This is a genomic window from Sphingopyxis sp., from assembly GCF_036402335.1.
In the GTDB taxonomy this organism is placed as follows: domain Bacteria; phylum Pseudomonadota; class Alphaproteobacteria; order Sphingomonadales; family Sphingomonadaceae; genus Sphingopyxis.
In genome coordinates this window covers 1-24,827 of record NZ_DASWTD010000264.1, presented here as the reverse complement: position 1 = coordinate 24,827, position 24,827 = coordinate 1, and the positions used below count along the sequence as shown (strand labels likewise).

Annotated in this window: 16 protein-coding genes and 1 pseudogene; 11 read left to right on the top strand and 6 right to left on the bottom strand. The window is 61.7% G+C overall.

What is annotated here, in order from left to right:
* The 4 genes and pseudogenes from VGD20_RS08325 to VGD20_RS08310 all read left to right on the top strand — a co-directional run.
* Positions 1 to 1,319, top strand: a pseudogene (locus tag VGD20_RS08325) (hypothetical protein); the annotation flags it as partial.
* 178 nt (positions 1,320 to 1,497) lie between these two features.
* The gene (locus VGD20_RS08320; protein ID WP_331133996.1) at positions 1,498 to 1,788 is read left to right on the top strand and encodes a hypothetical protein; all 291 of its coding nucleotides are present in this window, start codon (positions 1,498 to 1,500) and stop codon (positions 1,786 to 1,788) included.
* Positions 1,789 to 1,799: 11 nt separating this feature from the next.
* A complete protein-coding gene (locus VGD20_RS08315; protein ID WP_331133995.1) occupies positions 1,800 to 2,267 on the top strand; it encodes a hypothetical protein in 468 nt (155 codons plus the stop codon).
* Between the two features lie 60 nt (positions 2,268 to 2,327).
* Positions 2,328 to 2,720 carry a hypothetical protein gene (locus VGD20_RS08310; RefSeq protein WP_331133994.1) on the top strand — a complete coding sequence of 131 codons (393 nt, stop codon included), beginning with the start codon at positions 2,328 to 2,330 and terminating at the stop codon, positions 2,718 to 2,720.
* Between the two features lie 763 nt (positions 2,721 to 3,483).
* Here the strand turns inward: VGD20_RS08310 and VGD20_RS08305 are convergent.
* Positions 3,484 to 9,435, bottom strand: coding sequence for an autotransporter domain-containing protein (locus VGD20_RS08305; RefSeq protein WP_331133993.1), 5,952 nt, complete (start codon positions 9,433 to 9,435; stop codon positions 3,484 to 3,486).
* Between the two features lie 270 nt (positions 9,436 to 9,705).
* Here VGD20_RS08305 and VGD20_RS08300 point away from each other — a divergent pair, with 270 nt between their 5' ends.
* On the top strand, positions 9,706 to 12,039 hold the full coding sequence (locus VGD20_RS08300; protein ID WP_331133992.1) for a sensor histidine kinase: 2,334 nt from the start codon (positions 9,706 to 9,708) through the stop codon (positions 12,037 to 12,039).
* On the opposite strand, the gene VGD20_RS08295 is transcribed toward VGD20_RS08300, so the two are convergent.
* From VGD20_RS08295 to VGD20_RS08285, 3 genes are all read right to left on the bottom strand, one after another.
* Positions 12,025 to 12,642, bottom strand: a complete 618-nt coding sequence (locus tag VGD20_RS08295) for a response regulator transcription factor (RefSeq protein ID WP_331133991.1) — start codon at positions 12,640 to 12,642, stop codon at positions 12,025 to 12,027. The genes VGD20_RS08300 and VGD20_RS08295 overlap by 15 nt on opposite strands.
* A 236-nt stretch (positions 12,643 to 12,878) precedes the next feature.
* Entirely contained in the window at positions 12,879 to 14,396 is a 1,518-nt protein-coding gene (locus tag VGD20_RS08290) for a malonyl-CoA synthase (protein WP_331133990.1), read from the bottom strand.
* On the bottom strand, positions 14,393 to 15,580 hold the full coding sequence (locus VGD20_RS08285) for a malonyl-CoA decarboxylase (protein WP_331133989.1): 1,188 nt from the start codon (positions 15,578 to 15,580) through the stop codon (positions 14,393 to 14,395). The genes VGD20_RS08290 and VGD20_RS08285 overlap by 4 nt, the downstream gene beginning before the upstream one ends.
* Positions 15,581 to 15,832: 252 nt before the next feature.
* Between VGD20_RS08285 and VGD20_RS08280 the strand changes: the two genes are divergently transcribed.
* The 3 genes from VGD20_RS08280 to VGD20_RS08270 are packed head-to-tail and all read left to right on the top strand — an operon-like array spanning position 15,833 to position 17,863.
* Positions 15,833 to 15,955, top strand: a complete 123-nt coding sequence (locus VGD20_RS08280) for a hypothetical protein (protein WP_331133988.1) — start codon at positions 15,833 to 15,835, stop codon at positions 15,953 to 15,955.
* A 34-nt stretch (positions 15,956 to 15,989) separates the two neighbouring features.
* Positions 15,990 to 17,228 (top strand): SLC13 family permease, encoded by a 1,239-nt coding sequence (locus VGD20_RS08275; RefSeq protein WP_331133987.1) that lies wholly within the window; start codon positions 15,990 to 15,992, stop codon positions 17,226 to 17,228.
* Between the two features lie 20 nt (positions 17,229 to 17,248).
* Positions 17,249 to 17,863, top strand: a complete 615-nt coding sequence (locus VGD20_RS08270; protein ID WP_331133986.1) for an FMN-binding negative transcriptional regulator — start codon at positions 17,249 to 17,251, stop codon at positions 17,861 to 17,863.
* Between the two features lie 32 nt (positions 17,864 to 17,895).
* Here VGD20_RS08270 and VGD20_RS08265 read toward each other — a convergent pair whose 3' ends face one another.
* The gene (locus tag VGD20_RS08265) at positions 17,896 to 18,333 is read right to left on the bottom strand and encodes an Lrp/AsnC family transcriptional regulator (RefSeq protein ID WP_414714557.1); all 438 of its coding nucleotides are present in this window, start codon (positions 18,331 to 18,333) and stop codon (positions 17,896 to 17,898) included.
* Here VGD20_RS08265 and VGD20_RS08260 point away from each other — a divergent pair.
* Complete coding sequence (locus tag VGD20_RS08260; protein WP_331133984.1) at positions 18,280 to 19,548, top strand: ornithine cyclodeaminase; 1,269 nt, start codon at positions 18,280 to 18,282, stop codon at positions 19,546 to 19,548. The two genes, VGD20_RS08265 and VGD20_RS08260, sit on opposite strands and share 54 nt — an antisense overlap.
* A 56-nt stretch (positions 19,549 to 19,604) precedes the next feature.
* Here VGD20_RS08260 and VGD20_RS08255 read toward each other — a convergent pair whose 3' ends face one another.
* On the bottom strand, positions 19,605 to 20,375 hold the full coding sequence (locus VGD20_RS08255; protein WP_331133983.1) for a GntR family transcriptional regulator: 771 nt from the start codon (positions 20,373 to 20,375) through the stop codon (positions 19,605 to 19,607).
* A gap of 239 nt (positions 20,376 to 20,614) precedes the next feature.
* On the opposite strand from VGD20_RS08255, the gene VGD20_RS08250 reads away from it, so the two are divergent.
* Together VGD20_RS08250 and VGD20_RS08245 are read left to right on the top strand one after the other, a co-directional pair.
* A complete protein-coding gene (locus VGD20_RS08250) occupies positions 20,615 to 23,332 on the top strand; it encodes a TonB-dependent receptor plug domain-containing protein (RefSeq protein ID WP_331133982.1) in 2,718 nt (905 codons plus the stop codon).
* 115 nt (positions 23,333 to 23,447) lie between these two features.
* Positions 23,448 to 24,827 (top strand): TolB family protein (locus VGD20_RS08245; RefSeq protein ID WP_414714556.1); only part of this gene is annotated, 1,380 nt, incomplete at its 3' end.

Genomic DNA, 24,827 nt, shown 5'->3' with positions numbered 1-24,827 from the left:
CGCGCTTTGGTTCCGACAACACAGCGATCGGCGAAAATTCGTCGGCGGGCGATGGACAGGGCCATACCGCGATCGGCGCCTTTGCTTTTGCCAACGGCGTAAACGATCAAGTGCTCGGTCTGGGATTACATGGAAATACCGCGATAGGTTATGACACAATCGCAACCGGTGACTACAGCACAAACACGGCTTTGGGCCGGGGCGCGCGTGCCTGGGGTTCCAGCAGTTCCAACATAGCAATAGGCGATGGCGCTACCGCTGTAGGCGACGGTCAATTCAAAATCGGTATTGGCTACCAAGTCGGAGCTGGTGGTTCGAACTCAATCGCGATCGGCTATAATGCCCAAGTTGGTGGAAACTTTTCCGTCGCCATTGGTGCTGGATCGACAGCCAATGAGGCCAATACATTCTCGGTCGGCTCCAGCGCTAATCGGCGCAGAATTGTTAACGTCGCACCCGGCGTCGTCAGTGCAACAAGCACTGACGCCGTCAACGGCGGGCAACTTTTCAGCGTGACAGAAACGGCCGACGATGCCCGGCTCGCTGCGAACCGGGCCCAAAACACTGCCGAAGCGGCACAAATTTTTGCTGCCGCGGCGCAAGATACCGCCGAGCTGGCACTCGTGCGTGCCGATGCAGCACAACTCACCGCTAATTCTGCGCTGATGGCTGCGACGCAAGGGATTGATGATGCCGCTACTGCGCAAGTCACGGCTAATGCAGCGATCGCCAACGCTGCGGCCGCGCAGGCGACCGCAGACGTGGCAGTGGCCGACAACGCACGCCAAGATGGCGAGCTCGCAGCGATCCGGACAGACAATGTTCGGCAGGACGCGGCGATCTCGATGGCGCAAACTACCGCTGACGCAGCCATCACGCGTTCAGACGCTCTCGGCGCTTCCACGGCGACAGCGCTCGGCGGCGGTTCCGTCTATGATACCGCGACCGGTAGCGTGTCTGCGCCCAAATACTCGATAGGAGGCCAAAGCTACAACAACGCAGGCTCTGCCTTCGCCGCCATCGACGGTCGTTTGATGCAGGTTGACACGCGCATCGACGTCCTCTCGGAGTCCACCGACCGGCGTTTCCGTCACGCCAATGGCGGCATTGCGGCCGCGATGGCGCTGGGCGGAACGATGATTGTCCCAGACAGCACGGTCTCCCTCTCGTTCAATCTCGCCACTTATCGTGGCGAGCAAGGTTTCTCGGGCACGGTAGCGGTCAGGGCAGCGCCGCGCGTGTATTTTTCTGGCGGGTTCGCCGGATCGACCGTCAAGGGATCAACCGGTGGCCGCGTCGGTATGGCTATCGGCTTCTGAGCGGCTTGCGTGCGTCCCGGGAGGGACCGGGACCGAGCATTGACTGCATCAATTTATATCTAACGCCGACACTGACCGGAGCTCACCCATGATCCGTAGTTTCGCGCTTACCCTGCTGATCGCCGCAATGCCACTCGCTGCGACAAGCGCCCAAAAGCGCACGGCGCCAGTCGGACGATTGACCGATCTCGCGACGATTGTTTCGGGTAAATGGCAAGGCGACGTGACTGCCGATGTCCGCGGCTCGTCGCGTTCCGGTGTCACCATCACCATCGCGCGCGTCACACCGAACCGTGTTCGCATCAGTAGCGATTACGATCGGATTCCTGTCGTCGAGGTCGATCTCAAGATGGTGGGGCGGTCGATCATGAGTGCCCGGCCCGGCGTTACTTTTCTCATCGAGCGAGCGCGCGACCCGAACCGCCTCGATCTCTACATCGATCAGGCCGCGCTGATCGTCCGCCGCTAGAAAGCCCGGAGATGCTGGAAACCGGCAAGCTGCTGCCTGCAATCACCACGCGGAAGCGGACGAGAGCCGTCATTCCGATGGCGATAGCCGTCGCGATTGCCGTCGCTACCCCATCTGATGCAGGCTCGCAGACGGGTTCGATCACGCTCTATTGCGGCGGCGGCGCGACAGGAGATGGCGGCGGCCTGATTGCGCAAGCGGACGGCGCCCTATTGCACGTCGGTCGGGAGCGTCCGGGGGAGCCGCATATCCTGAAACGAACGACGATCCCGCTAGAGCAGGTCAGGCGCTGGCACGCTATGCTGGACACGGCAAGGTTCGATAGCATGCCGCGTGGCGAACCGTCGAACATGACGTGCAGCCTGTCCCGCCGGTCGCCCCGCAGAGAGCATCTCATCTTCTGGGGAGGTAATCGACAGCTTCCGAAAGCGCTGCGCGCTATAGTGGAGGAAATGTGGGCAGCAGGCAGGAATGACTGAGCCGTTGCAGCAGAAGGCATCTCGCCGGATATCGGCTCGGCCGGAAGGAGGATTATGCCAATGAAGTTCGCGAACATTGGATGGTCCGGCGCGCGGATATTGTTCGGACTGTTCTTTCTCTACGCCCCGCTGATGGTACTGATCGAGTTCGGCGGACGCAATCCGCCCGAGACGGTCGCGGCGGCCAGCGACTTCGCCTTGGCGCTGGACAGAACGGGTTTCATGAATCCGCTCATCATCGGCACGATGCTGACCGGCGGCGCCGCGCTGTTGTTTCAAAGGAGCGCGCCCCTAGGGCTGATCCTGCTCGGCCCCTCGGTTGTCGTGATCGCCTGCTTTCACTGGTTCCTAACGGGGAAGCTCTTTTGGGGAAGCGTCTGGCCGATCTGGTTCCTAATTCTGACCTGGAGGCAAAGAACGGCCTTCGCGCGGCTTTGGGCTCCCGTCACGTAGACGGCAGAGACGCGCCGCCCGAGTCCGCATCGCTTGGAGATCTGATTGAAATCATAGTGCGGTCTCCAAACAGGCAGGGTTCTATTGCCCCGGCGGCTGGTATGGCCACTATTTGGCGGTCGACAACGACTTTAGTTGAGCCAAAACCGCCCTTTCTTTCCTTCGAAGGGCTTCAAATGGCTAGCTCCAGTGAATTATAACAATGGTGTGCCCGGGAAAGCGGGAACCCAGTGTGGAGTTAGCTGACGCGCGCTCTGGGTTCCCGCTTTCGCGGGAATGACGAAAGAAGAGAACGTCCGCTCACCACCCCGCAACCGACATCGCCTTCAAATAGGCCTTTCCTACATTATCGGGCTGTGTCAGCCTTCATCCGGCTCTTTGATCTGGTGGATAAAACGGTCGCTGCCCGGCTTGCCGCAAGGTCCAGACCGGGACGCGCACAAGGCTGACCTTTCCTGAACTTTGGAAATGACCACGCGGTCCTCGTGTCGACCGAATCCCGGATCCGGGGCGCGACGACGAATGGGGGCATGGCTGCTTCCCACCCCATTCTGGCCATCGGAGGCGTTGTCCCGACAGTGACCGAAACCGCCAACTCTGGCCGGTTGCGGCCTGACCGCTTTCAGGAGATGATGTCCGAAAGCAGTCGTTCGCAAATTGCTCCCAGCGGCGCGACCAAATAATGCAAAAAGAAATGAGGTCGAGGTGACCGAAGTCACCTCGACCTCATACCGAGCGTTTCGCCCTTCCGATGGGTCGCTAATCAGAAGGCGATACGCGCAGTTACCCTTGCACCATGGGAGTTGCGATCCGATGCCAGCGTGCCGGTGTAAGCAGCGCCGAGATGGAGCGAGCCCGTGGTATATTCAAATCCGGCTTCGACTTCGGCCGAGTTCTTCGGGATAGCCGTGCCAAGGATGCCGAACATAGGTCCACCGGCCGTGAACCGCGATGCAATCGGTGCGGCGCGGTCGTTGAACGCTCGGTTCCAGGCAGCCGACACATAAGGCTGGAAGCTTAGCTGACCGGCGTTGAACTGCGCACGCCCGCCAAGACTGACGAAGGTGGTCTTCTGACCTCCCTTCGCGACGGTCAGCGCCGCGTTGCCGCCGGTTTCAGCGAAAGCATCGCTACCGGTATCGACATGCGCCAGTCGGGCAAAGGGTGTGATCGCCAAGTTGCCCGTGACGATGTCATAAGCGATTTCGCCAAAGATCTGCAGCGTATCAGCGTCGCGCTTCGACGAAAGCGTTTGAGCCAGCGGCGCAACGCTGATCGCGCGGCTAGTATCGATGTCGTGCCAGGCGTAGCTGACACCGATGGCACCGCGTAGACCGACTTCCGCGCCATAAGTGGCATGGGCCGCGATATATTTGCTTTCCACGTCTGCATGGTCGCTGCGCCCGCCGAAGCGGAAGTCGGACCCGCCGATACCCGCCGAAAGCGCTGCAGCGAAGCCGTTACCGCCAACGCCGACGCCCGCAACCAAACCCTTGTGATCGGTGTCCATCGCGAAATTCCCGCGCGCCGCGTCAAATTCTCCCCAGCCGCCAAAGGCCGAGCCCCAAACGAACGCACCACCCTCTTCGGGAGCCTTCATCCCAATCAAGGCATTGCGCAGATGACGACTGTCATCGGTCAGACCGCTGATCGTGCTGGCCAGAATTTCGCCCGACAGGTCGCCAAAGCTCGCCTGTGCGGTTGCCACATTCTGGACCAGCACCGCTTCGTAGAGCGGGTTATCGACGCCAAGCGCCTGAACCGCGGTCGCCACGCTCGCCTGATTGAAGCCCAATGCGATGTCGGCGAAATCGATATCGTTGCGATAGAGCGACAGCGTCACCGAGTTGGTGCTGTAGCGCAGAAGCGGATCGAGGAAGGCGAGGTCGGTCGTCACCGAACCGAACGTCCCGGTGATTCCCGCACCGCCTGTCAGAATTACATAGTCGGTGCGCGGGTTATAGTTGCCGTCCTCGGCCAAGACCGCCACGCTCGCCGTGCTGGCGATCGTCACAGCACCCGTCGCATCGAGGCGATCTGCGGCGCCCGCTGCGTTAACCTCGACTTCGTAGACCGAGCCTGCAGCGAAGGCGAGGTCGCCATTCACGGTCAGCTGGCCAATCGAGTTGCCCGGGGCAATCGTCCCGCCGCTGGCGACTGTCGTCGATCCCACGGCGCCGTTGCCGCCGAGCGTTCCGCCGCCGTTGACGGTTACCGGCGAGGCGATCGAACCATTTACCGCGAGCGTGCCGCCGTTGACCGATGTCGGGCCGGTATAGCTGCTGTTTCCGGTGAGGTTGAGCGTGCCGGCGCCCTCTTTCACCAGGCTGCCCGTGCCCGAGATATCGCCACCGAAAGCAGTGTTGCCAGATTGATCGACGGTGAGCTGGCTGTCGCCGATCACGACGTTCGAACCCGCATCGCCTTCGAGGCCGCCGATCGTTTGGTCCTTGCCCGTGATGTCGAGCGTGCCGCCGTCGCCTAGGTCGAATTCGGTGCCCGGATCGATCGTGCCGCCGATGCGTACCGAGCCCCCAAGGATGTTCGTCACCCCTTGGAAGGCATAGTCACCCATGAAGGTCAGCGCGCCGTCGCCCATCTTGTCGAGGGTGCCGCTGCCCGAGAAGGCGCCGAGGAAATCATAATCGTCCGAACGATTGAAGACGAAGCGCCCATCGTTGACGATATTGCCCGCAAAGCTGCCCTCGGTTCCGCCGGCGCCCAGCTCGAAGAAGCCGGTCCCTTCGGTCTTCACATCACCCTGGAGCAGACCGGTCAGAACAAGGCCGCCATTGGAGATGATCGTTCCACCAGTGTGGGCGATGTTGGCGGTGTCTACGGTAAACACGGCGTCGCCGATGAGCTGCAACTGCCCCGTCCCGTCGATGGTCAGGTCGGCCAGATCGGACACGACATCGTCGGTACCGAAGTTCAAGACGAGCAGGCCGTCAGTCCGAACCGATGGGGTCAGGATCGGCGACGAAGTATCGCCCGCGCCCAGATCAATTTCATTGACCTGCAGCGACGCACCGTTGGCGATCGAAACGCGATCGAATGCGCCGACCACGCCTGCCGTCGACCAATAGCCTGCCGCAACGTCGAGTGTCTCAAACCCGGTCGCTTCGGTGAGCTGCTGCGCCTCGGTCAGTTCAAGGACGTCCCCATCGAGCGTCAGGCTGTCGTTGCCGCCCCCTGCGTCAACGGCGCCGGACATTACGCTACCGGTTCGCAAAGTGACACGATCGTCGAAACTGCCGAGCTGGACAGCGATCCCGCTTGAACCGGTGATCGTCCCTGCGTTGTCGAGGATGACCGCACCGCTGTCATCGCCCCATACTCCCCGACCGCCGCCCGTGATTGCGCCGGTGTTAACGAGCATTGCGGTCCCGAAATTACCGAGGATGACGCCGTCGGTTGCACCAGAGATCGAGCCGCTATTGTTTACTTCGGCACTATCGAGGAAGCCCGCAACCGCAGCGCCAAAGGTCCCGCTTCCGGTGATCGTGCCGCTATTGGTGATCGTGCCGGTCTGCGCGATATCCTGCGAGACTTGAAGCCCTTCGATCACGGCGCCCGATGTTGCGCCAGCGATGGTTCCGCTATTGGTGATCGCTGCGGTGTCGGTAACGAGGACGACCGCGCCATAACCGTTGCTGCCCGTAATCGTCCCGCTGTTAATCAGCGTGCCATCAAAGCCGGTTTCCTGGACCAACCCTGCTCCGCGCTGGATAAGAACCCCGCCCGGCCCCTCGCCGGTGATCGTGCCGGCGTTGTCGAGCGTGCCGCCCGCCGACATGATGACCCCGAAACGCGTACCGCTGATGTCGCCGGTGGCACTGTTCGCGACGGTTCCGACATAGTTCGCCAGCGACTGACCGTCATAGGGATAGATCGAAATGCCGTCGGCCAGCGCGCTGCCCTCGCCGCGGATCGTGCCGCTGTTGGTCACGTTGCCGCCGCCGATCAAGCGGACGCCGTCGTTCGATTCGCCGCGGATCGTGCCGCTGTTCGTCACCTGCGTGCCGATCGCGATGCCGACGATATCGCCGATATCCTCGTCGAACTGATAGGCGGTCGTAATACCGGCACCCGCACCCGAGACCGACCCGCTGTTAGTCACGCTCGACGACGCGGTGGTGATCGTGATGCCGGCGTCGGGCGCGGCGTCGAACCCGTCGTAACTGCCCTCGCCGCGGATCACACCGGCGTTGTTCACGACAAGAGTACCCGTCGCAAAGGAATAGATGCCTGACGTGCCGCCGGTGATCGTGCCCCCCTCGGCATTGGTGATCGTCACGTCGGCGCGCGATCCCTGCGAAACACCGGCGCCAAAATCGCTGTGGATCGTGCCGCTGTTCTCGAGCGTCGCGCTCGACATATCGCTGCCGAAGCCGACCCCATAGCCGTCGCCGCCGCTGCCGCCGAGATTGCCGGTGCCGCGAATGTCGCCAGTGTTCACGACCTTGGCCGTCAATCCACTGCGGTCCTCGCCAGGGTCGGTATTGAGGGCAGTTCCCTGGATATAGACACCGCCATTGACGCCCTCGACTTCACCTGCGTTCACGACCTCACCGCCGCCCGACAGGATGATTCCGAACCGCTGGCCCTCGATGCGGCCGTTCGCATCGTTCGTTACGTGGGCCGAATAGTCTTCGTTGGACTGATCCACATGGGCAAACATCGAGATACCGTCTGTGCCCTGCGCACCTGCATTGACGCCCACGATGAAGCCGCTGTTGATAACGCTGCCGCCACCGGCAAGACGAATGCCATCGTTATTGAGGCCGATGATCTCGCCATTGTTGGTAATCGAGGTATTGATTGCGCGGCCCGTCCCATCCGCCATCGGCGTCGTGACGATCCCATATTGGCCGCCGATGATCCGACCGCTGTTGACGATCACCGCATCCGCCGTCGTAATGACAATCGCATCCTGGGCGCCAGCGCTGATCAAACCTGCGTTATCGATGGCCAGCGAACCCTCGTTGGAACGGATCGCGGTACCGTTGGCGATGATTTCTCCATCGCCATGGTTGTTGATGGTAAGGGCGCCGGTCGACTGACCGATGATGGCCGCCGCTTGGCCGCTGATGAGACCCTCGTTTTCAATTACGGCACTGCTGAGCACGCCCCCGGCAAGGACCCCCAAGAAACCCTGAACGGTACCGCTGTTGTTGAGCGTGCCGATGCGGCCGGTCTGGTCTGGAGTCGCGCCAAGAATGACGCCGAACGGGCTGACATTCGGATTGGCGGGGTTGAAAGTCCCGGTACTGCGAATGGTACCTTCATTATCGATAGTCCCACCGCCCTGGACGACGACGCCAAACATCTGGCCTTCGATCAGGCCGCCGGGGGCATTGGCCACCGTGCCGATACCGGTAACGTCGGTCGCGATGGATTGGGAAAACTCGGACAGGGCGACACCGACGCCCGATCCATTATTGCCGTTCAGTCCGCGGATCACACCGCTGTTCACGACCGATCCGCCGCCCGCGAGCGAAACGCCGCTGCCGGCCCGGCCTTCGATCGTGCCCGAATTCGTGACCGCGGTGTTCCGCGCGCGCGCCTGCGTCCCCTCGGCATTCTGAAACACGGCCGTCGTGATTCCCGACAGCGCTCCGACAATCCCTTGGCTATTTTTGATCACGGCGTCGGCGGTCGTGATGTTGATCGCATTCTGACCGGCGCTGAAGATGAAGCCCTTGTTATCGACGGTCAGCGTGCCGGCGTTCGACGCGATCGCCGTCGCATTTGCAAGAATTTCGCCATTCTCGAAATTATTGACGGTCAGGTTGCCGGTGGACTGGCCGATGATGGCGATCGCGGTCGCACTGATGGTTCCATCGTTATTGATTGTCGCGCTCTCGAGTGCACCGCCTGCCAGAACCCCGAGAAACCCCGATATGTTGCCGGTGTTCACGACCGTCGCGGCGCGGCCCGTCTGCTCGGCGGTTGCGCCGAGAATGAGCCCGAACGGGCTGACGTTCGGGTTCCCGGGGTTCGGATTACCGGTGCTGCGGATCGTGCCCATATTATTGATGGTGCCGCCGCCCTGCAGCACCGCGCCGAACATCTGACCTTCGATCACGCCGCCGTCATTGTTGGTGATCGAGCCCACGCCGGTGATGTTCCCGGCAGCCGCGCCGGGGAATTCCGAGATCGATACGCCGGTGCCGTTGATCATGCTACCGGGCGCCCCGCTGGCCCCCGAAATCGTGCCACCGTTGGTGACGCTGCCACCGCCGACGAGGGCGACGCCTGATCCTGCTTCGCCGCGGATCATACCGCTGTTCGAAACCTGAGTATTCGCTGCGAGCGGCGCGGGGGGTAGATCGTCGCCGTTTGCGTCCTCACTGAAAAAATAGGAGGTGACGACGCCGTTCGCTGCGCCGCTGATCTGGCCCGCGTTGGTGACGATCGAATTCGGCTGCGCAATCACGATGCCGCCGCTCGGCCGGCCGTCGATGCCGCCGACGTCGATGCCGTTGCCGCGAATGACACCGGCGTTGCCGACAGTGACCGGACCATTGTCGGCGTAAACTCCGATGAGCTCGCCCTCAATGCTCTCCCCAACATCGACCTCGATCTCCAGCCGCTCGGGCTGATCGTTGTGAACGCCGAACGCATTTTGGGCGGCGGCGGGCGCCAGATGGCCGATCGCAAGGCCGACAATCGCACTGGTGGCGAGCAGGCGAGATTTCGAGATTCGTGACATATTCCGGAGTCCCCCATTGACGTTGCAGGCAAGGCAAGGGACTTGCCGGAGAGCGTTTTGCGCTCTCCGGCTCATCCGCCCCGCCTCGAAACTTTGCGCCCCCAGCCGTTCGGGCAAAGAATACCCATCGGCTTTGCGTGCGATGACTAGTGGCGGGGACGGCGGTGCGTCTACCCAATGTTATTTAGGGTGAATTTGCGACGGACCGTTGCCGCGGCGCTTGCACCGAGGCGCCCGGCCGCTACGGGTGGTAGATCACCGGGGGGTGGGTTGGACTTGTTTCAGGCGAACGAATGCGTGCGCCTGTTGGTCGCAAAATGGACGTTCGATCCCCGCCCGGCGGCGGGGGTAATGATGAAGATATTTTACGCGATCCTTGGCCTCTTATGCCTGCTGACCGCTCACCCGGCGCGCGCGAATTCTGAAAAATTGCCGATGCTCGACCTGCGGGTGGGAGAAGATGCACCCGCACTCGCTTCGTTCATCCGTTTCGCCAAGCGGCCTGGCGTTCCAAGAACGCCGCAACTCGAGGCCATTCTCAGCGGCCCGCTTCAGCCTATCAAGGGATCGACGATCCACTTCGGACCACCGGGAACCCGGACCGTAGTCCTCCTGAAGGTTCGCAATGCGAGCGATGAACAAGGTAGCTGGATTCTCACGACCGGCCGCGGCTCGCTCAAGCATTTCCGGCTGTACGAAGCCGGAGCGAACGCGCTCTCCCTGATCGTCGATGCTACCGATCCGCAGGTCGCGCGGCAAAATCTCGGGACCTACCAGGCTTTCAGCTCCGAGCTTGTGCTTGCACCGCGCCAGGAAAAGCTGGTCGTTATCGAATTTGTTTCCGAAAACTCGACCTATATGCCTCTCCGCATCGAGACCTATGGGACTTTTTTCAAGGATCGGCGAGCAAACATATCGATGGTGTCGGGCGTCGTGGTCGGCGCACTGACGCTGCTGCTCCTCAACTTCCTGTTCTTCTCCATAACGGGGTTCAGGGAATTTCTCTGGTTAGCGGTTGCCGAAGCTTTCTTTGCTCTGAACACGATCCACTCCGAAGGCTACATCACCATCTTCTTTCTGTACGACAAGCCGCTGACCGGCGTCGCCGTCGAAGAGTTCTTCAAATGCGGATTTGCGGCTGCAATGGCTCAGTTCTGCCGTAGCTTCGTGAAGACCGCGGACAATTTTCCCAAGAGCGACATGACGCTGAAAGCGCTCATTCTTTTCGCCATCGCCGTCATGCTGGTCCAGCCCGGCCTGTCACTCTACCCCGCCGATTTTCGCTTTTTTCTCCATCTGTCCGGATGGATCGCCGCGGTGGCGGTGGCATTATTCCTGCCGTTTGTGGGCTACGCGGCCATGAAGCAGCTTGGCTCCCAGCTCTGGCCGCTCTTTGTGGGTTGGGCGAGCCTCGCCCTCTTCATCGTCTATGCCGCGGTAGCATCGATGGGCATATTCAGCTGGCTGCCGATCAATTGGCACCTCTCCGGGCCTGTCGGGCTGTTCGAATCGATCATGGTAACGCTGGCGCTCGGACTGAACCTCAAGAAGATACAACGGGAGAAGCTCGTCGCCGACGCCAATTATGCGCAGTCGCTTGGCGAACGCCTCGAAATCAGCGAACGGGCAAAGCGGCTGGCTGAAGAAAAGGCCTACGCGCTCGAAACCGTGCACAGTCAGAACGCGCTGCTTCACGCGTCCGGCCACGACAGCCGGCAGGTCATCCTTGCACTCAAGAGTGCGGTTGCGGTTCTAAAGCGTCGGGGAAAGCCGGGCGACGATCCGGCGCTGATCGGGATGCTCGAAAGCTCCGCCGACTATCTGAACGAAATCGTGACGACGACCATTTCCGGCGCGAATATCGCCGCGGGCGATACCGAATTCGTCGCACTCAGCGCGTTTCGCGGCAAAGCACTGATCGAGCCGCTGACGATGATGTTCAAGACGCCCTTCGCGAACAAAAAGCTGTCCCTCAAGATGAGCGTCGCGGACGACGTCATGATCATTTCCGACAAACCGCTGTTGATGCGCGCGCTCGCCAATCTGGTGAGCAACAGCTATCAATATACCAAGACTGGCGGAGCACACATCGCCCTCGTGCTCGAAGATGGCCGTGTCACCATCACAATTAGCGACACCGGCAGCGGGATGTCCGCGGAAGTTATGGCCGCCCTGACCGAAGAAGGCGTGACGCGCATTCGGGGAAACGAAACCACAGAGGGAACCGGCTCCGGCTTCGGATCGGCAAAGCGCATCGTCGAGATGCTGTGCGGGACACTGGAAATTTGTTCATCGACAAGGGACGGTACTACAGTCCGGATTACCCTGCCCGCAGCCTTCACTGCCGTCACTCCGGTATCGACAATAGAGTTGCAAGAGATCCTGCCTCAATGGACGGTTCTCGATTTCGACCAGCGCAGCGATTTCGACAGAGGATTGACCGAAGCTGACAATGGATCGAAGCGTGTTCTTGCCGCGACCTATGATGACAGCACAATCACACGCGGCCGTCTCAGCCAACTTGTCACGATGGTTGCAATCAAACCTGTTTGCGGGGAGTTTTCCCGCCATCCCCTGTTGGTCGACGCCTCAAAGAAGATTTAACTCATTCGCGCGCTCCACAATCCTGCGGTTGTGCGGAACGTCGAGTTTGCGTCGTAGTTCGGCAATATGGAACGACACGGTCGGCGGTGCGATCGCAAGGCGATAGGCGATCTCCTTGTTTGTCTCACCCTGCGCCAGATAGTGGAGGATGGCCATCTGCCGCGAGGACAACGCAACCGGGGATTGCTGAAACTTGCCGAGCGCTTCTTCGATATGCGGCGAAATATAGACCTCGCCCGCCAGCGCTGCGTCGCAGGCGGCGACAATGTGATCGAGCGGGTCCGATTTGCTCACGACAGCACGGGCGCCCAGCTTGAGCGCCGAGTGAATCTCGGCCACGTTCGTTTCACCAGTCAGGATGATAACCGTCATGTCGCGCGATCCGACGATCTCGGCCAGAACATTTATACCCCGGACATCGGGCAGGTTGAGATCGAGGATTACCAAGTCGACCGGTTGCGACTGTAAGAAAGCATTGACCATCGCGCCGCAATCAAGCGCGTCAACAACAACGAAGCGATCGAGCGAACCAAAAAGGAACCGCAGACCGCTTTGGGTGATGCGGTGATCGTCGACGATCAAAACATTGTGTTGCACCGTCATCCCCGCTCCCTCCTTCGCATACGCTTCTCCGCAGATTATTCACCTGCCGCAACCCGAAATAATGCGGGGTGGTTGCGGGTCGGACTCCGGGCGCGGAAAAGAGTCGCGCTTCGCATTAAGGCCAAGCGCTATATCTGGGCGATATTGGAATCGGTGCTGATGGCCGATTGCGGTCAGGCGGCTTTGAGGTCAGGATTGAAAGAAGCGGACATTGTTCTTGAGGATGGCGCCCCGGCTTAGCCCGTCGCGAAAAGCGCCGAGTGACGCTCTCGTAATTCGGCCTTTTGCACCTTCCCCATGGCATTTTTGGGAAGTTGATTTGTGAACAGGACTTTTCGAGGTTGCTTGAATCGCGCCAGTTTATCGACAAGGGCACTGGCGATGGTTGCAGGATCGGCAAACCCCTGCTCGCGAGGCACCACCACAGCCACGACGGCCTCACCCAGATCCGGGTGCGGAATGCCGATCACCGCCACTTCCCGGACTGCATCGAGCTCGCCGATCGCCTCTTCCACCTCGGCAGGATAGACGTTAAAACCGCCCGCGATGATGAGATCCTTCTGCCTGCCAACGATGGACACATAACCTCGTCGATCACAGCGGCCCAGATCTCCCGAGATGAAATAGCCGTCGCGAAACTCTGCGGCCGTTTTCTCGGGCTGGCGCCAATAGCCCTTGAATACGTTGGGCCCTCGAATTTCGATGACGCCCACATCGCCTTGCGGGAGCGGACGGCCGGTCGCGGGATCCGCGATCCGGATTTCTACGCCCGGCAACGGCATCCCGACGGTACCCGGTATGCGGTCGCCATCATAGGGGTTGGAGGTATTCATATTGGTCTCGGTCATGCCGTAGCGCTCGAGAATCGCATGGCCGGTACGCGCCTCGAATTCGCGGTGCACATCGGGCGCCAATGGCGCGGACCCAGAGACGAACAATCGCATATGGGCGACCAGATCGCGGTCGAACCCGGCCTCGCCGAGCAACCGGATATAGAATGTCGGCACGCCCATCATGACCGTGGCGCGCGGAAGCGCCGCCACAACCGCCTCGGTTTCAAACCGCGGAAGGAAGATCATCGCGCCACCGGATGCCAAGGTGACGTTGGTCGCCACGAACAGGCCGTGGGTGTGGAATATCGGCAGAGCGTGAAGCAGCACATCGTCGGCCGTGAACTGCCAAAGGTCGCGAAGCGTATAGGCGTTCGATGCAAGGTTGCCATGGCTCAGCATCGCGCCCTTCGAGCGGCCCGTCGTTCCCGATGTGTAAAGAATGGCTGCGAGATCGTCCTCGTCCCTCGGGACCGTATCAAAGCGGGGCGGCGCCTGATGCGCCAGTGCGGCGAGCGTGCCCTCGCCTTCCGCCCCCAGCGTCTCGACCCTGACCAGGCCGGCCGCACTCCGCATCGCGCCGATCTTTTCGGCCACCGCCGGGTCGGCAACGAACAGGCTCGGCTCGGCGTCGCCGATGAAATATTCGAGCTCGCCGATCGTATAGGCGGGGTTAAGCGGCAGGAAAACCGCGCCTGCGCGCAAGCAGCCAAGATAGAGCATCAGCATCTCGGCGCTCTTCTCGACCTGCACCGCGACACGGTCGCCGACCCCGACGCCAAGGTCGCGAAGCATATGGGCGTAGCGCGCCGACTGAGCTTCGACGTCGGCATATTGCAGCACGCGGCCGTCGGGTAGCCACGCAAACACCCGATCGAGATTTGCCGAAAAATCTGCTGCGAGACGGCTGTAAAGATTGCTCATCCTTGGAATTCCATCGACTTGCTGTGGGACTCTAGTTTCGTCATCAACTGGCGGACAGGTTTGCCGATCGGGATCGCGCCGCGATTGGCGAACCGCTCGTGCAGTTCCTCGACTGCGGGGAGGTCGTAGAGATAATTGACCATCATACCCGCACTCTCGCGAAGCCCTTTCCCCGAACTGTTGCCCATCCAGTTCAGCTGCTCGAGCCGCGCTCCGTTGCCGAGGTGGAACCGGGCTACGGGATCGATCGGCCGGCCCTTCGCGTCCTTGACCTCGAGGAAATAGTCAAGCGCACGCGCCAGAAGTCTGTCGCGGTGCGATGCCGCCTCGGTCTCCGCCAACTCAGCCAATTGTGGGTCATCGGTGCGCAGCCAGCGCATGAACCCGGGAACGGGCGAGAGGGTGACGAATTGCTTCAAACCGGGGATGTCACGCTGCAAATCGGTGGCGACCTGCTTGATCAGAAAATGCCCGAACGAAATACCTTTCAGCCCGGGCTGGCAGTTGCTGATCGAATAGAAGGCGGCGGTTGTGAAGTCTTCGGAAGCCAGGGGCACACGGTCCGGTGCGAGCAATTCCTGAATGCTTGCGGGGACCGCGTTGGTGAGCGCGACTTCGACGAAGATCAGCGGATCGTCGGGCATGGCCGGATGAAAGAAAGCAAAACAGCGCCGATCGGGCGGATCGAGCCGGCTGCGCAAATCCGTCCAGTCGCGAATATGGTGGACGGCCTCATAGCCGATGACGCGCTCGAGCAACCTGGCCGGCGAAGACCAGTTGATCGCCTGCATCGAGAGAAAACCGCGGTTGAACCAAGACTGAAGCAGATGCGCGAGATCCGCTTCGACGAGCGCAACGCCCGGCACCTCGCGCATGCCGAGCAGCTGTTCGCGCATTCGCACGAGCGCAGCGGTGCCCCCGGGCGCCAGATTGAGGCGGCGGAAGAGTTCCTGCCGCGGCGCCTCGATCGCACGCGCAAGCTCGGGATAGGCGCTCCATCCGTCGGTCTCGAACCTGCTCCACGCGGCGACGAGTCTTGACCGGTCCGGGTTGAAGTCTGCCGCCAGGGCGGCGAAGAACGCGGTCCGATCGCCTTCGCCGGCGGTCTCATACAGCCGGAGCAGATCGGCCGCGATCGCAACCCCCGAAGCTTCACCCCGATTCGAAATCAGGTCGCGCGCCATATCGGTCATCATTTCGGCGCGGGGCCGTGCCGCACCGGCGCCGCTCGCAGCGAAGGGCAAATGTCGCCGTACGAGATCGCGGCCCTGACGCGAGAATTTCTGCAGGAGGTCCGATAAGGAGGAGCGATCCATCATTCTTCCAAGCGTGATACGAGATACTGCGTAACGGCCTTAGTTGTATACCATATAGGCAATAATGGAAATATGTGTATACGAGCGATATGGCAACGCAAAGTTGCCCGGGAGAGGTTCATGGCACTGATCAAGCTCACACGGACAGCGTTGGCGCGAGTCGCCCTGAAGCTGGCCGCTGCGGTGCGCCCGCGCGGCGCCCGCCTTGTCGCGGCGCCTGTCCCGGTCACGGTAAAAATGTAACGAGCGTGCAAGACGCTGCCGATGGGAGACTGAGTTGGACCACCTGATATTGATCGGAACGCTCGCGCTTGTGTTCCTCGTCGCGACGATAAGGCCCGTCAACATGGGGCTCCTGGCGCTCGCGGCTGCGTTTCTCGTCGGCACGACCCTCGTCGATATTTCGGCGAAAGAGATTCTCGCCGGCTTCCCCGGCGATCTGGTCGTCATCCTGGTCGGGGTGACATTTGTGTTCGCGATCGCCGAACGCAATGGCGCGATCGAATGGGTCGTCCACGGTCTGACGCGGCTTTTCGGGCACCGCGCGGTTGCGATGCCCTGGGTGGTGTTCATTGCGTCGGCGCTGCTGACCTCGTTCGGCGCGCTTGGTCCAGCCGCTGTTGCGATCGTAGCGCCCGTCGCGCTTCGCTTCGCCGCCCGGCATCAGATCAGTCCCTTGATGATGGGCCTGATGACGATCCACGGTGCGCAGGCCGGGGCCTTTTCGCCAACCTCGGTTTACGGCGGGATTACGAACGGCGTCGTTGCGATCAACGGCGTCGCGCCCGAGCCTCTCACGCTGTTTTTAGCGAGCCTGTTTTTCAATCTCGCTGTCGCGATCCTGCTTTTTCTCACCCTGGGCGGCCTGCGCCTGCTTCGCGACGTTCCCGAAGCCCCTCATGTGCCCGAGAGTGTGTCACCGGAGATGGCGCGCGAACGGCTGCTGACGCTGCTGTCGCTCGCCGCCATGGCGATCGCGACCATCGTATTCAAAGTCGACATCGGCGTCGCCAGCATGGTCGCGGCCGCGCTGCTCGCCGTTGCCGCGCCTTGCTCGCAAAAGGGCGCGATCGATCGCGTGGCTTGGCCCACCGTCCTCTTGATCGCCGGTGTCGTAACCTATGTCGCGCTCCTCCAGCGCGTCGGTACGGTCAGCGCGGCGGGTGAACTCATAGCGGGTATTGGCTCGCCGCTGCTCGCGGTCCTGCTGCTCTGCTATCTCGGCGGCATCGTGTCGGCATTTGCATCGTCGACCGCGCTGCTGGGCATCGTCGTGCCGCTTGCGGTGCCGTTCCTCGACCATCACGATGTGAGCGCGATCGGCACGGTGGCCGCGATCGCGATCTCGACGACAATTGTCGACACATCGCCCTTTTCGACAAACGGCGCCCTCGTCGTTGCCAATGCGGACGTGGCGCTGCGCGAACGACTGGTCCGCCAGCTTCTGGGTTACAGCGCCCTCATCGCGCTGCTCGGCCCCCTCGTCGCCTGGTTCATATTTGTCTTTTTGGCCTGAACCCCCATCCGGAGGATGATATGTCGATGTTCGAGCGTTTCGAGGCGGGCGACGTGCGTGCGCTGATCGAGGCTTACCCGCTGGCCTGGGTCTGCGCTGCGGGCGGCGATGGGATCGAAGCCAGCCTGTTGCCGCTGGTAGGGCGCTATGACGGAGATGGGATGCCCGTCGAACTGATCGGGCATATGATGCGCTCCAATCCGCTCCACGCCTTGCTGAAACGCCGACCGCAAGCCACGTTCCTTTTCAAGGGCCCCGATGCCTATGTCAGCCCCCAGCATGCCGGGAAACGCGACTGGGCGCCGACTTGGAATTTTGCGCAGGCGCGGATCAGAGCGGAGGTCGCGTTTGGCGAAAGCTTCACCGGAACATCGCTGAACATTTTGATCGACGCCATGGAAGCCGGACGCGCCGAGCCCTGGACCAAAGACGAGCTCGGCCGGCGCTATCACGAGATGCTGGAGCAAATTGTCGGATTCCGGGCGCGGGTGACCAGCGTGTCGGCCAGGTTCAAGCTTGGGCAGGACGAGCAGCCCGAGGTGCTGTCCACGATTCTCGAAAGCCTGCCCGATGCTGAGACGGTCCAATGGATGGAGCGATTCAACCAAGAACGGCTGCCTGCGAAAGCGGACTGACCACGAGACACCGCAGCGTCTAGCCGCAGCCGCTAGACGCTGCTCAACAGCAAGCTCGTCTCGCTGTTTTCGACGCCGTCGATCGTTCGAACTTCGCGCAGGATGCGGTCGAAGTCGGCGAGGCTCGAAACCTGAATATCGGCGACGAGGTCCCAGCTGCCGTTGGTCGTATGCAGCGCTTCGATTTCGGCGATGCCCCGAAGCCGCTGAATGACCTGCGTCGTCGATTTGCCCGTCACTTCGATCAACATCACCGCACGGATCGAGCGATCTTCATAGTCTTCGCGAACGCGAACCGTGAAACCCAACAAGGTCCCCGTCTCGAGCAGACGATCGAGACGATTTTGAACCGTGCCGCGGGCGACGCCGAGCGCGTCGGCAAGCTTGGCAAGCGGTGCGCGGCCATCTGCGCGCAGATGCGCGATGATGCGCCGGTCAAGCTCGTCCGGAATGAATTTCACGTTCTGCATGGCAATTCCCGCTTCCAAATAGCGATTTGTACAACCGCCTTGCACAATGATCATGGTTTTGACCATATTTTTAGCCAAAACTGCGATTTTACCAAACAGGACAGGCGGCTAGGCTTGCTCGCAACAGCAAGGAGACCCTCAATGCCACCTGCCGCTTCAACGCTCGCCTATGTCCCTTTCGTCAGCGTCGAGAATATGATGCGACTGGTGCATCACCACGGAATCGAGGCCTTCCTTGTGGGTCTGGCCGGCGCGATCGAAGAGGATTACCGCCGCTGGGAGATCTTCGAAAAGGCGCCGCGCCTTGCCTCGCATTCGCGCGAGGGCGTGATCGAGCTGATGCCGACCTCGGACGGGGAAACCTACAGCTTCAAATATGTAAATGGCCACCCAAGCAACACGGCCAAAGGGTATCAGACGGTCGCGGCGCTGGGCCTCCTCGCCCGGGTCGATACGGGTTATCCGGTCATGCTTTCGGAGATGACATTGCTGACAGCGCTTCGAACGGCCGCCACGTCGGCGATGGTCGCCCGCTACCTTGCGCCCTCCGGATCACAGGTCATGGCGATGATCGGGAACGGAGCGCAGGCCGAGTTCCAGGCGCTGGCGATGAAGGCGGTGATCGGGATTACAGAGGTAAGGCTCTATGACATCGACCCTCAGGCAACGCGGAAAGCGGCGCGCAATCTTGCGGATAGCGGCCTTCGCGTCATTTCTTGCACGAGCGCGGAAGAGGCGATCGAAGGCGCGCAAATCGTGACGACCTGCACCGCGGACAAGGCATATGCGACGATTTTGAGCGATAATATGGTCGGTCAAGGTATCCATATCAACGCGATTGGGGGTGATTGTCCCGGCAAGACCGAATTGCACAAGGACATATTGTCGCGCGCCGCGACCTTCGTCGAATTCGAGCCGCAGACGCGCATCGAAGGCGAGATCCAGCAGATGCTGGAGGATTATCCTGTGACGGAATTTTTCCGGGTGGTTCGCGGCGATGCCGCGGGCCGAACCGACGCGCGGCAGATCACCCTGTTCGATAGCGTCGGCTTCGCGATCGAGGATTTCTCGGCCCTCCGCTTTGTCCATGCGAAGCTGCAAGGCACCGATTATTTTCACGAACTCGACCTTCTAGCCGACCCCGACGAACCGCGTGATCTGTACGGCATGCTCCAACGCGCCAGCCCAGTCTCCCACGAGCGACCGCCGGTCTGACGACCGTCCGGAACGGCTGAGCCACCCCCGGCCTTCACATGTGGGGCGGGTAGCGCTTAATCCTTTGCGCCTGCCGATGACGAGGATTTAGCCCCCTCATTCCTGGTATCGACCTTGAGGGATGCGACATGGCGCTCGAGCGCGCCCGCCGCCTTTATGAGGTGCGCGCGCATACGCCGCGCGGCTTCCTCGCCGTCGCCGCGCATCACCGCATCGACGATGTCACGATGTTCTTCGAACGACCGCCGAAAACGCTCGGGCTCGAACATCTGCGCGCGCCGGAAACCGGCCATGCGATTGCGCAGCGCCAGCGCCTGCTCGGCGATATAGGAATTGTGCGTCGCGCTGTATATCGCTTCATGAAAGGCGAGATTGAAGGCGGCATAGGCTTCGACATCGCCCGCCTCCACGAGCGCTGCGGAACTCTCGTGCAGACGGGCAAGCCGAACGCGTTCGAGGGGGTGCATGCGATAGCTGGCCAGGCGGACGCACAGGGCCTCCATCTCGGCGGACATTTCGAACATGTCGATGAGCCGCTCGACCGAGAGTTCAGCAACGACAGCGCCGCGACGCGGACGAACCTCAACCAGCTCGTCCATCGCCAGTTGTCGCAGAGCTTCGCGGGCGGGTGTGCGCGACGTCCCGAAGCGCTGGGCGACCTGCTGCTCGTCGAGCGCGGTCCCCGGGCTCAGGGCGCCAGACGCGATTTCGTCCGCCAGCGAGCGCCGAATTCGCTCCGAGAGCAATGGCTCTTCTGCATGTGCGTTCGTCATCCGCCCTCCCCTTTTTTCTACCCCAGATTGTACAATCTTTTGAGCGAGCGGCAAGATTCTGTGCGTGCAACCGCGAAAATTCACGCACCTTGTATACATGGAAGCTTTCAAAATGATGACTGGCGGCCGATGAAACCCTCTTCTATGTATACGAAATATGACAATTTTGAAAATTATGTATACTCTGATTGCCAGTCGCTGCAATTTTTGTATATTGAACCACCGGAGTCGGGAGCCGTGCGAGCACCACAGGGATCGCAGAGCCGATAACGTCCATCGGGAAGGGGAATATTATGTTGCAGAGTAAGTCGGGTGCCGCGTCCAAGGCGCGATGGCTCGCTGGTTGTTCGGCCGCTCTCGTCTTTGTTGCCGCACCAGGAGAAGCTGCAGCGCAATCGACGACGAGCGCGGAGGCGGACGATGCCGCGTTGCCGCAAGCGTCGGAAGGCGTAGGCGATATCGTCGTCACGGGCAGCCGCATCGACCGGCCCGGCTTCGAGTCTCCGACGCCGCTGCTGCGCCTGACGCAGGAGGATCTGCAGATCGTCACCCGGACGAATATCGGCGCAGCGCTCGCCGACCTGCCGCAGTTCAAGGCGGCGACGTCGCCGCAAACTTCGAGCACGAACACCGAAGCCGGCCGTTTTCCGATCAACATCCGCGGCCTTGGCGACAGGCGGTCGCTGATCCTTCTCGACGGCCGCCGGCTCGTCAGCGACGACCTCAACACCGTGCCGTCGATTATGGTCAAAAGCGTGGATATCGTGACCGGCGGTGCCTCTGCGGCCTGGGGTTCGGATGCGGTCGCCGGCGTGGTGAACATGATCAGCGACGGCGACTATGAAGGCATCCAGCTCGGGGCAGAGGCGGGAATCTCGTCGCGCGGCGACGCCCGGCAAATCCGTTTCGAGGGCAAGTTCGGTACCGACTTTGCCGGCGGCCGCGGCCATTTCGTGATTGGCGGCGAGTATCTCGACAATGATGGTATTCGCCCGAAAACCGCGCGCGAGAACACGGGCCGCTTCGCTAACGTCAACAACACATTGACTCCCGATGTCGGCCACGCGACGAGGCTGCGAGGCGGGTTCATCACCTCCGGAGTTCTAAAAGGCTTCGGTTTCAACCCCGACGGAAGCTTGCGCACCCCGAACCTCGGCACGATCGTCGGCTCCAACATGATTGGCGGCGAAGGCGCGTCCAACGACGACATCAGCGTGTTGATCACGCCGCAGCGGCGCTACGCGGTGATGGCGAAGGCATCCTACGAACTGACCGACACCCTCAAGCTCAGCGCCGATCTGCGCTACTCGCGCTATTATAATCGCTATGTCTGGTTCGGTAGCCACACCGACAATATCACGATCCGGTCGGACAATGCTTTCCTGAATGACGACGCGAGAGATGCCTTGGCGGGCGCGGGCCAGACAAGCTTCACGCTTTCGCGGTTCAACGATGATCTGTCCTTCGCCGACGTCGACATCGACCGGCGCAATATCCAGGGCTCGATCGCGCTCGACGGCAGCTTCGGCGATGGCCGCTGGCGTTACAGCCTCTATTACAGCCATGGCGAATATCGCAACAAGCTGCGCACCCCGGGCTTCCTGATTACCCAGAACTTCGCGAACGCGGTCGACTCGGTGAACGACCCGGTGACCGATGACCCGATCTGCCGGGTGACGCTGACCAATCCGAACAGCGGCTGCGTACCGATCAACCTCTTCGGCCAAGGGGCTCCGAGCCAGGCGGCGATCGACTATGTAACGGGCACGCCGAGATCCAATGTGCTCGACAAGCTTGATACCTATGGCGTGTCCCTGCGCGGCGAGCCTTTCGACCTGCCGGCCGGCCCGGTGTCAATCGCGATCGGCGCCGAAGGCCGCAATGTGTCGACATCTGCCAAGGTGGGCGAACTCGACGCCGCCCAAGCCTTCAGCACCTTCTATTTCAGCGGCTTCAGCGGCAAGTACAACATCAAGGAAGCCTTCGCCGAAATCGTCGTGCCGGTCATCAAGGATGCGCCGCTACTCCACAAGCTCGAACTGAACGGCGCGGTGCGCGCGTCCGATTATAACACGAGCGGGACGATCTGGTCGTGGAAGCTCGGGCTCACCAATGAGTTTTTCCCCGGCGTCATCGGGCGCGTCACGCGTTCGCGCGACATTCGGGCGCCCAATCTGACCGAGCTCTTCTCGACGCCGACCGTCGGTTACATCGGGATCATCGATCCGCAAAATCCCGGCAATGGCAGCAACAACACACTGGTCTACGGGGGCGGCAACGCAGCGCTCGATCCGGAGCGGGCAGATACCTGGACAGCCGGCATCACGACCGCGCCGATGCGCGGATTGACGGCATCGGTCGACTATTTCAACATCAAGATCAAGGATGTCATCACCTCGATCGGCGGGCAGGCGATCGTCGATCGCTGCTTTGCCGGGAATGACAGCCTCTGCCGCTATATCACGCGCGGGCCCAACGGTCTGATCCAGAGCATTGCTTCGTCGCAGGTCAATCTCTCCGAGTTCAAGACCGACGGCGTCGATGCGGAGCTCGCCTACACCATGCCCGTCAACAATGAAGCGAACGGGCGCGTGACATTCCGCCTGATCGGCACGTGGGTGAACAATTTCAGCACCGACGATGGCATCACCAAGATCGACTATGTGAAGTCGCAAGGCACCGGTTTCGTCAACGGCGTCCCCCGGGTTCGGGCCAATGCCTCGGTCGGCTACGCTAGCGATGGCTTCAGCGGGATGGTGCGGGCGCGCTACATATCGTCGGGCTATTATAATGGCACGCTGACGGCGCTCACCAACAACCGGATCCCGGCCTATACCTATGTCGACCTCCAGCTGAGCCAGAAGGTTCCGATCGGGAACGGCAAGAATTTCGAGCTCTACGGCAATGTGTCGAACCTGTTCGACAAGGCGCCGCCGATCAGCTCGGGTTTCTCGCCCTATTATGACGTGGTGGGGCGTTACATGGCGATCGGCGCACGGCTGGAATTTTGACGGGCAGCCAGACCAGGCCTCCGACGGAACGGAAGCGAGGCGAGGACCGGAAATTCGGTCCCGCCCCTCCCGGCCCCGTCTGTTGCCTTGTTCAATCCCTTGCTACGGAGTCTCGATGATGGTCAATGGCTCGCTCCTGCGCCGCGCGCCTGCCTTGCGGGCGGCGATGCTCGCGGGCTGCATGGCGGCCGCCGCAGCCCTTTCGGTTAGCGCCGGTGCCTTCGCGCAGCCCGGAGCAGCGACGTCCGAGGCGCACGGCCACAAGGCCGTCCAGCCTGACGATATCATGAGCCTTACCGACGCCGTCGACACCGAGATATCGCCCGATGGCCGGCATGTCCTCTATGTTACCCAGCCGACCATCGCCACGAGCCGGCCGAGCCGCTCGGAGATATGGATCGTCGCCGCGGACGGAAAGTCGCCCGCGCGCCGCCTGACCAAGGCTTCGATGCTCGATGGCAGTCCGCAATGGTCGCCCGACGGGCGCACCATCGCCTTCCTCTCGAAACGGGCGGAAGCCGTGGCCCCCGGCGCGCCAAAAGTCGGCCCTTCGCCCATTCCGGCAGGCTCCGACCAATCGGATTCGACCGGCAAGTTACCCACCGATAGCGCGGCGCGCCCGGCATCCTCGCGGCAGCTATGGCTTATATCGGCCGACGGGAGCGGCGAACGGCGCCTGACCAGCCTTCCGCGCGACGTCAGCCGTTTTCGCTGGTCGCCCGACAGCCAAAGCATCGCTTTTCTCGCGCCGGACGGACCACCGGCAAACGCGCAGAAAGACCGCTCCGCCCAAGGCGAAGGAATCGTTGCCGATGCGCCGCGCGATTTATCGCGCATCTGGATCATCGATCTCCGCGCGCGCGATATCCGGCGCCTGGCGGTGGCCGACCGCGACGTCACCGACCTCAGCTGGTCGCCCGACGGGAGGCGTCTGGCCGTGCGGGCCGCGCCGACGACGGGCCTCAACGATCTTTTTTATCATTCCGAACTGCTGATCCTCGACGTGGCGAGCGGCGCGGTCGAACGCAAGCTGTTCGATCGCGTGTTCAGCACCGCAAGCTGGTCGCCCGACGGCAGCCAGGTGGCGTTCACGGCCCCGGGTGAGGGAACGATCGGCATTCGCGCCTTTGTCGCCGATGTCGAGAAGGGCGCGGCGCGCGAACTGGGGACGACGCTCGATGGCACCATCCGTCAGCTCGAATGGTCGCGTGACAGTCGCAGGCTGGTGGCGCGTGTCGTCGTCCGTAGCCGCGATGTGCTTTTCAGTGCCGATGCGGCAACGGGTGTGTTCCGGCCTTTCGTGGAGTTCGGCGGACGTATCGGCGCTTTTGCGGAGGCCGATGACGGCAGCATCGCTATCGCGGGAAGCCAGCCCGACCGCGCCGCAGACATATGGGTTTATCGCGGCGGCGAGCTGCGGCGCCTCACCGAGCTCAATCCCCAGATGCGCGAATGGGGGCTCGGCAAGGTGGAGGAGATCAGCTGGACGAGCAGC

What these genes read in the sequence shown, in the direction of transcription:
- VGD20_RS08315 (WP_331133995.1), top strand. Translation starts at nt 1,800, where the DNA reads ATGCTGGAAACCGGCAAGCTGCTGCCTGCAATCACCACGCGGAAGCGG.
- VGD20_RS08310 (WP_331133994.1), top strand. Translation starts at nt 2,328, where the DNA reads ATGAAGTTCGCGAACATTGGATGGTCCGGCGCGCGGATATTGTTCGGA.
- VGD20_RS08305 (WP_331133993.1), bottom strand. Translation starts at nt 9,435, where the DNA reads ATGTCACGAATCTCGAAATCTCGCCTGCTCGCCACCAGTGCGATTGTC.
- VGD20_RS08295 (WP_331133991.1), bottom strand. Translation starts at nt 12,642, where the DNA reads ATGACGGTGCAACACAATGTTTTGATCGTCGACGATCACCGCATCACC.
- VGD20_RS08290 (WP_331133990.1), bottom strand. Translation starts at nt 14,396, where the DNA reads ATGAGCAATCTTTACAGCCGTCTCGCAGCAGATTTTTCGGCAAATCTC.
- VGD20_RS08285 (WP_331133989.1), bottom strand. Translation starts at nt 15,580, where the DNA reads ATGGCGCGCGACCTGATTTCGAATCGGGGTGAAGCTTCGGGGGTTGCG.
- VGD20_RS08280 (WP_331133988.1), top strand. Translation starts at nt 15,833, where the DNA reads ATGGCACTGATCAAGCTCACACGGACAGCGTTGGCGCGAGTCGCCCTG.
- VGD20_RS08270 (WP_331133986.1), top strand. Translation starts at nt 17,249, where the DNA reads ATGTCGATGTTCGAGCGTTTCGAGGCGGGCGACGTGCGTGCGCTGATC.
- VGD20_RS08260 (WP_331133984.1), top strand. Translation starts at nt 18,280, where the DNA reads ATGCGCGATGATGCGCCGGTCAAGCTCGTCCGGAATGAATTTCACGTT.
- VGD20_RS08265 (WP_414714557.1), bottom strand. Translation starts at nt 18,333, where the DNA reads ATGCAGAACGTGAAATTCATTCCGGACGAGCTTGACCGGCGCATCATC.
- VGD20_RS08250 (WP_331133982.1), top strand. Translation starts at nt 20,615, where the DNA reads ATGTTGCAGAGTAAGTCGGGTGCCGCGTCCAAGGCGCGATGGCTCGCT.